2 protein-coding genes are annotated in these 1,094 nt (G+C 61.7%); one reads left to right on the top strand and one right to left on the bottom strand.

Annotation, left to right across the window (positions count from 1 at the left end; all coding sequences use genetic code 11):
- Nucleotides 1-531: IS3 family transposase (locus D3A59_RS04160; RefSeq protein WP_119153649.1), on the top strand; the 531-nt coding region annotated here is incomplete at its 5' end.
- Nucleotides 532-578: 47 nt separating this feature from the next.
- Here the strand turns inward: D3A59_RS04160 and D3A59_RS04165 are convergent.
- A complete protein-coding gene (locus D3A59_RS04165) occupies nucleotides 579-971 on the bottom strand; it encodes a hypothetical protein (RefSeq protein ID WP_157991403.1) in 393 nt (130 codons plus the stop codon).
- Between the last annotated feature and the right edge of the window lie 123 nt (nucleotides 972-1,094).

Below are 1,094 nucleotides of genomic sequence, written 5' to 3' on the forward strand. Positions count from 1 at the left end.
CCGGTGGCCGAGAACCTTCTCGACCGCGACTTCACAGCACCGGCCCCCGACCGGGTCTGCACCAGTGACATCACCTACATCGCCACCGACGAAGGCTGGCTGTACCTGGCCGTGGTGATCGACCTCTTCAGCCGTCAGGTGGTAGGCTGGTCGATGAAGCCGCACATGAGGCGTGAGCTGGTGCTCGATGCCCTGCGCATGGCGTGGTTCCGGCGTCGTCCCGAGCCGGGGCTGGTCTTGCATAGCGACAGGTGCAGCCAATACACCAGCGAGCACTTCCAGAAGCTGTTGGCCGAGCAGGGCATCGTCTGCAGCATGAGCCGCGCTGGTGAGGTCTGGGACAACTCGGCAGTGGAGAGCTTCTTCAGCAGCTTGAAGACCGAGCGCACTGCGCGCAGGGTCTACCGCTTGCGCGAGCAGGCCAGGTCAGACGTGTTCGACTACATCGAGCGGTTCTACAACCCGACGCGTCGGCACTCGACGCTCGGCTACGTCAGCTCGGTAGAGTTCGAGAAGGCTCGAAAAGCTTAGGTCGGTGTCCACCGAACCGGCAGCAGCCCATTTTTCCACATCCATCGCTAGGGCAACTGGAACGACACCTTGTACATTTTTTCCAAGGCATGGGGGATCGCCTCAGGTCCTGCCGGGTTGAACGCCACCTGGCAGAGATGAAGGGCCTCTTCGCTCCATCTCCCGATCAACAGCAACTGGATCAGTCGCGGGCTCTGGTCAAAGCCGTTGCCTGTGGCCTCAAGCAGAACCGAGTTGAAGCCGACAAGGCTCCGTCCTCTGTGCTGAGGGTCCTCCAGGGGAGACGAGTCGTACGCCAGCAAGCCCATCGTCATGAACATCACAGCGGGCGTCATCGACTCGCCTGCTTGCTGACCACCCCAAGTGCCGCGCTCGTTCATCATCAAGAACCTTGCAAGAAGATGCCGACGCTCGCTTCGCTTGCCCAGCAGGCAGGACATTCGGAGCAGACGGCTGTCCGACGAAGCGAGCGCCACGGTGCCGAGCACCGCTACAGGCGAAGCAAGCAGGAGTCGATTCCCAACGACAGTCCCCTGCTTGAAAGAAGGCCGCTCCGATCAGTC

The sequence above is a fragment of the Caldimonas tepidiphila genome, from assembly GCF_003569765.1.
Classification (GTDB): Bacteria; Pseudomonadota; Gammaproteobacteria; order Burkholderiales; family Burkholderiaceae_C; genus Caldimonas; species Caldimonas tepidiphila.